Source organism: Psychrobacter sp. (genome assembly GCF_036731945.1).
Lineage (GTDB): Bacteria > Pseudomonadota > Gammaproteobacteria > Pseudomonadales > Moraxellaceae > Psychrobacter.
The window spans coordinates 20491-29517 of the sequence record NZ_DAINDI010000033.1; the positions used below are offsets into that span (position 1 = coordinate 20491).

The window sequence follows — 9027 nt, forward strand, 5'->3', positions numbered from 1 at the left end:
CGGTAAGCATTTTATCTTGTTTTTTCTTGATATAAGATGCCATGCCGCTCGTCAATACATGCTCAGGTAGTTCATCACGAGTTTTAAGCTCACACTCGCCGATAAAGGCAATCATCGAATGGAAATAACTCATCTCCAGTTCTAATAAATCAGACAGCGTTTTTATATGCAAATAATTTTGCCGCAATGGATTTTGAAATTTATACTTACGACCCATGATGACTTGCGTCCACTGTCTTTGCTTCTCATTACCAAAAATCCAGCCTTTATAGTTTTTGGTTTCGATTACAAAGATGCCATACCTAGAGACGATAACATGGTCAATTTGGGTGCTGCCGCCATCCGCTAACGGCAAAGTGATATTGTTTAGACGATGATAAACGTCTTTTTCAAGTTTTAGCCACATGGCCACATTGATGACGGTCTCGCCGACGATACCTTTAAAGCTGGACATCAAAGACATGGTTTTCTACTATATAAAAAGTCAAATTGGTTATTTTAAGCGCTAAGCCAGTGTAAAGTGTAAGTCTTACTTCTAAACCGCTCATAACTTTAATAATACATTGAAACAGCACAATTGTAGTAGGCTATCGTATTATTATTTCAGCTATAACGCTCAGTTGTGCCCTAAAGGCATGTTCAATACTGACGACTTTAATACCACCCTTTGGATCATACGTATGAATACTCGCGCCGCCTCTTTGCTAAAGATTACGCTTGGCACCTCTTTATTATTATCTTTGCCTATAATGGGAGGCGCCGCTAATACGATGCCACAAAAGTGGAAGCTGGATGTGCCTAAGACCAGCGCTGATTTTGAGGTCAAGTACTTAGGCAAGGCGACCACTGACGGTAAGTTTCGTAAAGTAAATGGATCGATCAATTATGACGTCAAAAAGCCTGAGAGTACGACCATTAATTTTACCGTGCATACCAATAGCATCGATACCGAGCGCAGGCTACGTGACAGTTTTTTGCGCCGTAAAGAGCTACTCAATACTCAGCAATATCCAACGATGACGTTTGTCTCAAAAAAAATCAAGATGATCACGCCGAAAGAAGCCAATGTCACGGGCGATTTTACCGCCTTAGGTCAAACCAAACCGTTAACGGTAAGAGTGACTTTGTCTGATGTAGAGATTGACCCTGCCACCTCTCAACCGACGTTAAAGTTTCGCGCGACAGGTATGGTCGATCGCTATAACTACGGGGTGACGGCTTTTCCAAAACTGATTAGCAATATCATCCCGCTCGAGATATCAGGAAAGCTGATTGCGGCGAATTGATATTAAAACAGATTAAAAAAAAAGAGCTGTCAGATAATTCTAGCAGCTCTTTTTTTTGAAGTTTATTAAATTATATATAGAGAATTCTGTGCTCAATTAAAAAACTAAGTTAAAAGATTTTGAATCACATCTAAAACTTCAGGCACTTTGACATCTATACCTTTTTCAACAGCTTTTGTCATAAGTGCCGAAGACCAAGCAAGAAACTTAGTACCAAGTTTACTTTTATCTTGCTCACTATTAATAATATCTTCTAATTCGCTAATATCTTCATTTGGAACACCTAGCTGTCTTAAGTCATTGAGAACTTGTTCCACTTTTGCTGTATAACTATTGCTAATACCTTGAGTAAAATTTTGACCAACACCCACGTTTGAACTCGCATTGTTACCATAGATATTAGTTACTATCTGACTCGCTGTATCTTTTTTATCCTCATTCATATATTCATCTTCTAAGTTTGGGAAAGCTTTATTTAATTCAAGCAATGTGTCTAAAAGCTTTTGCTTGGTCATGTTTAAGATGTTATGTAAGCTACCAAAAACTATTCTTCTTCTTACAGCTATAATATCATCTCGTTGGAAGATTCTTACTACATCTCTTACGATTTCAATAGGAAAATCAATATAGCCATATTGTTCGTTTGCGTCTTTAGCATCTATTACGTTTTGTTCTATATTTGATATCCCTGCCCTGTGAACGTAAGTGTAGAGATTTCCATCAATTCTTTCATTAATCGCCGTTAAATCTATAGGAACATCTTTGCTTCCATAGTACGAGCTTTGCACTTTGGCAAAAACTTCACAATAAAATTCTCGATATTCAGGAACAATGTCTAAATCATCATATCCGTTAAGCTCTTTATTTATCCAATTGATGAACTCGTTGTTATCAATTTTATAAGCTACTAACTTAGCTCTAGTTAAAGCCTGATTGAGGGTTATTTTGTCGTAACTTATATCTTTAACTAGCTCTTTAATCATGGACATACCTAAATAAGACTTTAGTTTACTTAGATGATACAAGTTAACGCATTAATTGGCTACAAGAAATGAAAAAGAGCCACCAGATTTCTCCAGTAGCTCTTTCTTGTTTAAACGCTAACTAAGTTAGGTTTATTACACCAAACTATTTACTGCATCAACCACCGCTTCAGTGGTAATACCGAACTCTTTATAAAGCTCATCAGCAGGCGCTGATTCACCATAAGTCGTCATTCCGATAACTTTGCCATCTAGACCGACAAACTTATACCAGTAATCTACATGCGCGGCCTCCACTGCAACGCGAGCACGGATATTAGCTGGCAATACAGCGTCACGGTAGCTAGCATCTTGCTCTACAAAAATCTCGGCACATGGCATAGAGACGACACGGACGCCAACGCCATTTGCGCTTAACGTCTCGTGCGCTTGCATAGCTAAGCCAACTTCTGAACCTGTCGCGATGATAATTGATTGTAACTCGCCTTGCTCTTTCGCTAACACATAACCACCTTTAGCGATGTTAGCGACTTGCTCAGCATCACGTGCTTGATGTGGCAAGCTTTGACGGCTAAAAATAAGTGCTGATGGATTGTGTTCAGACTTAATTGCTTCAACCCAAGCGCTGGCCGATTCGGTCGCATCACACGGACGCCATGTGCGTAGATTTGGCGTGGTACGTAAGCTAGTCAATTGCTCAACTGGCTGATGCGTCGGGCCATCTTCACCCAGGCCGATAGAGTCATGAGTGTAAACATGAATCACACGCTGCTTCATGAGTGCGCCCATACGTACCGCATTACGCGCGTATTCCATAAACATCAGGAAGGTCGCCACATAAGGGATAAAGCCGCCATGCAGCGCGATACCATTGGCAATAGCTGTCATACCAAACTCGCGCACGCCATAATAGATATAGTTGCCATCAGCGTCTTTTTCGATGCCTTTCGCGCCTTTAAATAGCGTAAGGTTTGAGCCTGCCAAATCCGCTGAACCACCCAATAACTCTGGCAATAACGGCTGTAAGGTATTGATCGCATTTTGACTGGCTTTACGACTGGCAACATCACCGCCCTGCTTTTGGGTTTGCTGAATATAGGCTTGTGCTTGGCTTTCAAAATCCGCTGGCAATTCACCGTTTAAACGGCGTAATAACTCAGCTGCCAACTCTGGATAGGCTTTTTTATAGGCTTCAAAGTCCGCATCCCAGTTCTTTTGCTGAACATCACCTTTTGCTTTAGCATCCCACGCTTCATAGATTTCATCATCTAATTCAAACGGCGCATGAGTCCATGCTAAAGCGTCACGGGTCAAGACGATTTCGTCATCACCCAATGGTGCACCATGACTGGCTGCTAAACCTTGCTTGTTTGGGCTACCAGCACCAATCGTCGTTTTACAGATGATTAAGCTTGGCTTAGTGGTCTCAGCAATGGCTTGCTCAGTGGCTTTGGTAATCTCATCGGTATCATGACCGTCAACCTTGATGACTTGCCAGCCGTACGCTTCAAATCGCGCTTGCGTATCATCAGTGAACCAGCCTTCGACATCGCCATCGATTGAGATGCCATTATCATCATAGAAAAAGACCAATTTACCTAAACCTAAGGTGCCAGCCAATGAGCAAACTTCATGGCTGATACCTTCCATCAAGCAGCCATCGCCTAAGAACGCATAAGTATGATGGTCGACGATGTTATGGCCGTCACGGTTAAACTGTGCCGCTAGTGTCTTCTCTGCAATCGCAAAACCAACGGCATTGGCGATTCCCTGACCTAGTGGTCCCGTGGTCGTTTCAATACCTGGCGTATAGCCAAGTTCAGGATGTCCTGGAGTTTTTGAGTGCAGCTGACGAAAGCCTTTTAAGTCATCGACACTGACATCATAGCCTGATAAATGCAGCAAGGAATAAATGAGCATCGAGCCATGACCGTTTGATAGTACAAAGCGATCGCGGTTGTGCCATTGCGGGTCAGCAGGATTGTGCTTTAAAAATTTGCGCCACAATACTTCGGCAATATCAGCCATGCCCATCGGCGCGCCTGGGTGTCCAGAATTGGCTTTTTGAACCGCGTCGAACGACAGTACACGGATGGCATTGGCAAGTTTGCGTTCATTAATTGGGGTCGGCATAGAGTGTCCTAATATTCGAATGAAAAGTATGGAGCATAAGAGAAAGGGTTACTCAGAGGGCAATCCATCAGAAATACGACAAAAGTACAATGGATGTCATCAAAAGATAGACTATAAAATCACATGCAATATTAACATATTTGCCATCTAGCAATCTAAAAATGCGCTGACAGAAGCGTTTGTATTTAACAATCATTCGTATCAGTTTTATTAAACCAATACGTATGAAAAAACCGCGAGTCAGCAACCAACCCGCAGTTTAGATAAAAAACTAAATCATTAAGCTGAAATGGTTTCAACTCCGCCCATAAACGGACGCAATACTTCAGGAATGGTGATACTACCATCGGCATTTTGATGATTTTCCATCACTGCCAATAACGTACGACCGACTGCCAAACCTGAACCATTTAGCGTATGCGCTAGGCTCGTCTGCTTGCCATCTTTAACGCGTGTACCCATACGGCGGGCTTGGAAATCACCGCAGTTAGAGCAGCTTGAGATTTCACGATAGGTATCTTGGCTTGGCAACCACACTTCGATGTCATAAGTTTTTTGAGCGGCAAAGCCCATATCGCCAGTACATAGTTTGACCACACGGTACGGCAGATTAAGCTGCTGTAAAATGTACTCAGCTTGTGCCGTCATCGCCTCAAGTAGCTCATCTGATTGCTCAGCGGTAGCGATATTAACCATTTCAACTTTTTCAAATTGATGCTGTCGAATCAGACCACGGGTATCACGGCCGTGCGAGCCTGCTTCACTACGGAAACATGGCGTATGGGCGGTAAACTTCAACGGCAGCTCTTTACTATCCAAACGCTCACCGCGTACCAAGTTGGTCATGGGCACTTCGGCCGTTGGAATCAAATAAAAATCAGTACCATCGTTATTGGTATGATTGGTCAATTTAAACAAATCATCTTCAAACTTCGGCAATTGACCCGTACCTTTTAAACTCTCAGAATTGACAATATAAGGCACATAGGTTTCAGTGTAGCCGTACTTGATGGTATGAGTATTGAGCATAAACTGAATCAAAGCACGATGCATTTGAGCAAGCTGACCTTTTAAGACGTTAAAACGGCTACCTGTTAATTTTGCAGCGGCTTCAAAATCAAGCATACCTAGCGTTTCACCGATATGAGTATGATCTTGAATCTCAAAATCAAACGCGCGCGGCGTTCCCCATTTGCGCACTTCGACGTTATCGTCTTCTGATGTCCCGACTGGCACATCGGCGGCTGGGATATTCGGGATTTGCATGGCCGCTTGGCTAATACGCTCTTGCAAGGTACGCAGCTCATCTTCAGCTGTCTTAATCTCACCGCTGACACTTTGCATCTCAGCCAACAGTTCGCTGGCATCTGCGCCCGATTTTTTTAGCGCACCCACTTGCTTAGCACCGGCATTACGACGCGATTGCAGCTCTTCGGTTTTGACTTGCAAAGACTTACGTTCGTTTTCGATACTTTGCCAAAACGCCATATCAAGCGCATAACCACGCGTGGCCAGCTGCTGTTGTAAATCCGTTAAATCACCGCGTAAGAGTTTTGGGTCAATCATAATAGTTGCCTGTAGCGCCAAAAGTGAGTAAAAAATAAAAAGGGAAAATAGTAGCCAATTTATATCAAAAAAATATGAAATAGCGTGCCCAGCCTTATAAAATCGTTATAAAGCTGCTCGATAACGCCATCTCAATCTGAACCATAAATAATAGTCACTATCATACCAATACCAAGCAGATTTGACCATGTTTTGGCTATGTTTTGCCACAATCTAGCACGTTCTTTGCGCAAGCTTTATGGGTTAAATAACAAATAAAAGAAGCCACATCATGCTTTTGTGTATCAAGTGCTATTATCGTGCCTACTATAAATGAGGATGCTATCTGAAAAATAACCGAGCTATTGGTCGACAGACCCGCTTATATGTTTCATTTAAGAGCAGTTTTCGGTAAGATAAGCGCATATCTTTATTCTGCTTTCCGCCAAGCATCGCTAAGTATGGCATCGCAGCCTCGCTTTGACGCTTTTCATCCCACGCTTTTAACATACGTATCTGAGAAACCTTTATGGCCCTGTACCCCTACACGCTTCAACCTGTCGCCTTAAACCTAACCGAGGCCGAATTTCATCAAGCCCAATATGAGCTATTTGCCAGTGCCAGCCCGTCGTTTGGTCTGTCGAGTATTAAGATGAAAGAGTGGATTATTATGGCAGTCGTCGTCATATTAGCCATCGCGGGCTTGGTTTTTTTAACTGGTTATTCGACCATTATTTTTTGGCTGATGCTAGCGGCGGTGGTCATTTATCTATTGGTACGTACCCTTGGCTTTAAATGGTATGTTAAAAAAGAGTTTGAAAAACAAGTGGCTGACCAAGAAATGCCTGATGAGATGCGTCAGATGAAATTGGGCGTGCAAAAGCATGGTTTAGTCATGGCAATGCCGGTCAATCAGCCTGATATGTTTAATAGCAATCAGATGCGCGGTATGCAAATGCGCGCTGGTAGCACTCAACAGGCGGTTATTCCTTGGAGCGCCGTCAAAAGCTGGGATGAAACTGATGACTATATTTTCATGATGTTTGAGCTAAAGGGTCAACAAGGTAGCCAAATCATTCCTAAGCGTTTACAAACGCAAAAGTTCCCAATCGATACCGTACGTCAGCATCTACAAGAAGTCATTGCCGTTAAAGGCTTAAACCCTGAAAACTTACAGCCACCTGCAAAACTATAAAAGTGGCTTTTAAATTACTGTGGTTTTTTATAATTAAGCATTAAACTTGTATAGGTGTTGGCTTTATAAAATGGTGTGAATAGCATGGATACTGTGATTTTATAATTCTATAAAATCAATCACAGCCTTAGATTAATTGAATTTAACTTATCATATTATCTTTGCTATTATAATAAGCATAAACAGACAAGGTATAGAGACCTAAAAACCTGTAGAAGATATATAACGAGCATAGCAATGCAGGAGATGACTTGCTACACTCTTATACTTCTACATTTGCCTTAGATGATTAAGTCTAAGTTTATAAAAATAACCAGTCTCTTAAATCAACACTCAAACTATAAGGATAATATTATGAGTAATACTAATAATGCAACCAACCAAATCGGTCTAGAAAAAGCAGATATGAGCGAAGTGATTGATAAGTTAAACGACTTATTATCAAGCTATCATATGTTTTATATCAACGTACGTGGTTATCACTGGAACGTAAAAGGTGAGCATTTCTTCACCTTGCACCCGCAGTTCGAAGAGCTATATACCAATTTGCAAGTAGAAATTGATGAAATCGCTGAGCGTATCTTAACCTTGGGTGGCACGCCACTGCATGCTTATAGCGACTTTAGTCAACATACCAACATTCAAGAAGATAAAAACGTTAAAGACGGTAATGCTTGTGTGCAAGGTGTAGTGACTGGCCTACAAGCGCTGATTGAAGAGCAACGTGAAGTATCAGCATTGGCAGAACGAGCGGAAGACCAAGGTACCGCAGATTTAGTTGATGAGTATGTACAACAACAAGAAAAGCTGATTTGGATGTATAACGCTTTTTTGGCTAAATAACGGCTAAACAGATAAATACATAAAACCATTTATCACTCAATTCGTTTATTAACTGAATAGATAGTAAGTAAGAAAAAAGCACCTAATTTAGGTGCTTTTTTTATGCTTCTTTACCAATAACTACTTATTTTCCAATGACTTTACTTTTCAATCCACTGACGTATTTTTTCACGCTCGGCTGGCGTTGCTTGTAACCAAATCTGCATAAACTGATCCAAGGTACTGGTAGAGGCAGCAGCGCTTGTCGTTTGCTGAACTGTAGTCACAGCACCTGTATTGACAGGGCTGGCAGTAGGTTGGCCTAATGCAGCAATGGCACGTTGGTTTTGTAGCTCAGCATCATTTGCGCCGCCAAATACACCGCCCAATGTTTTACCCAAACCTGATAGCAAACCACCTTGACTACCCTCTAGCGCCTGCTGACTGGCAACTACCGTATTATTCTGTTGCACTGCCAACGTTGGACGCTTGGCAAATTCTCTTGCTGCTTCATATTTTTCTGGCTGATTTGGCATAACGAGACGATAGGTCTGATTATCTTTTAATTCTGCCGTCACACTCACATTACCTGAGCGCAAATAATCGTGCTCATCACGGCGCAAGTTATATAAGCGATCATATTTAGCGGTAATCGCATGCTGACCTGGCTCTAAGGTAAACGACTTCTTCAATGGCTGAAACGGGCTTTGCTGGATTTCTTGCCCATTGATAGCCGTTACTTTGATATGGTCATCAACAAGCAGAGTCACTGCCGCATGCGATAACATCGATACTGAGCCTGCAGCAATTAATAGCGTGCTCATCGTCAGTTTTTTTAGCAAAGAAGCGTTTGGTTTCATAAATTATTCCAGAGATAGTAAGGTGGCGTATAAAGGGCGTGTCTATGAACGTTAAAAACTAATTATTAAAAGCTAAAGGTCAAAAAACGAAAGGTTAAAAGTCGAGTGGCATGGTATGTTGGTCTTGATTGGCGACCTCACTGTCACCTTGCGTTTCTTGGGCGATATCAGCAAGCTCGGCGGCGAGCGTCTGCTCATCAATC

At 41.9% G+C, this 9027-nt stretch carries 8 protein-coding genes; 3 read left to right on the top strand and 5 right to left on the bottom strand.

Annotated features, from left to right (window positions below; genetic code table 11):
* Positions 1-463: nuclease-related domain-containing protein (locus V7D75_RS08345; RefSeq protein ID WP_333614193.1), on the bottom strand; the 463-nt coding region annotated here is incomplete at its 3' end.
* 217 nt (positions 464-680) lie between these two features.
* Here V7D75_RS08345 and V7D75_RS08350 point away from each other — a divergent pair.
* Positions 681-1286, top strand: coding sequence for a YceI family protein (locus V7D75_RS08350; protein ID WP_333614194.1), 606 nt, complete (start codon positions 681-683; stop codon positions 1284-1286).
* A 104-nt stretch (positions 1287-1390) separates the two neighbouring features.
* Here the strand turns inward: V7D75_RS08350 and V7D75_RS08355 are convergent, their stop codons facing one another.
* The 3 genes from V7D75_RS08355 to serS form a co-directional block, all read right to left on the bottom strand.
* Positions 1391-2269: an AbiTii domain-containing protein gene (locus V7D75_RS08355; RefSeq protein WP_333614195.1), complete on the bottom strand. Its 879-nt coding sequence runs from the start codon at positions 2267-2269 to the stop codon at positions 1391-1393.
* 135 nt (positions 2270-2404) lie between these two features.
* Positions 2405-4402 carry a transketolase gene (gene tkt, locus V7D75_RS08360; RefSeq protein ID WP_333614196.1) on the bottom strand — a complete coding sequence of 666 codons (1998 nt, stop codon included), beginning with the start codon at positions 4400-4402 and terminating at the stop codon, positions 2405-2407.
* A 279-nt stretch (positions 4403-4681) separates the two neighbouring features.
* A complete protein-coding gene (gene serS, locus V7D75_RS08365; protein WP_333614197.1) occupies positions 4682-5968 on the bottom strand; it encodes a serine--tRNA ligase in 1287 nt (428 codons plus the stop codon).
* A 508-nt stretch (positions 5969-6476) separates the two neighbouring features.
* Here serS and V7D75_RS08370 point away from each other — a divergent pair.
* Together V7D75_RS08370 and V7D75_RS08375 are read left to right on the top strand one after the other, a co-directional pair.
* On the top strand, positions 6477-7142 hold the full coding sequence (locus V7D75_RS08370; RefSeq protein WP_201541237.1) for a YcxB family protein: 666 nt from the start codon (positions 6477-6479) through the stop codon (positions 7140-7142).
* 354 nt (positions 7143-7496) lie between these two features.
* The gene (locus V7D75_RS08375) at positions 7497-7985 is read left to right on the top strand and encodes a Dps family protein (RefSeq protein WP_068407074.1); all 489 of its coding nucleotides are present in this window, start codon (positions 7497-7499) and stop codon (positions 7983-7985) included.
* Positions 7986-8125: 140 nt separating this feature from the next.
* Here the strand turns inward: V7D75_RS08375 and V7D75_RS08380 are convergent, their stop codons facing one another.
* Positions 8126-8824 carry a DUF2057 family protein gene (locus V7D75_RS08380; RefSeq protein WP_333614198.1) on the bottom strand — a complete coding sequence of 233 codons (699 nt, stop codon included), beginning with the start codon at positions 8822-8824 and terminating at the stop codon, positions 8126-8128.
* Positions 8825-9027: the final 203 nt, after the last annotated feature.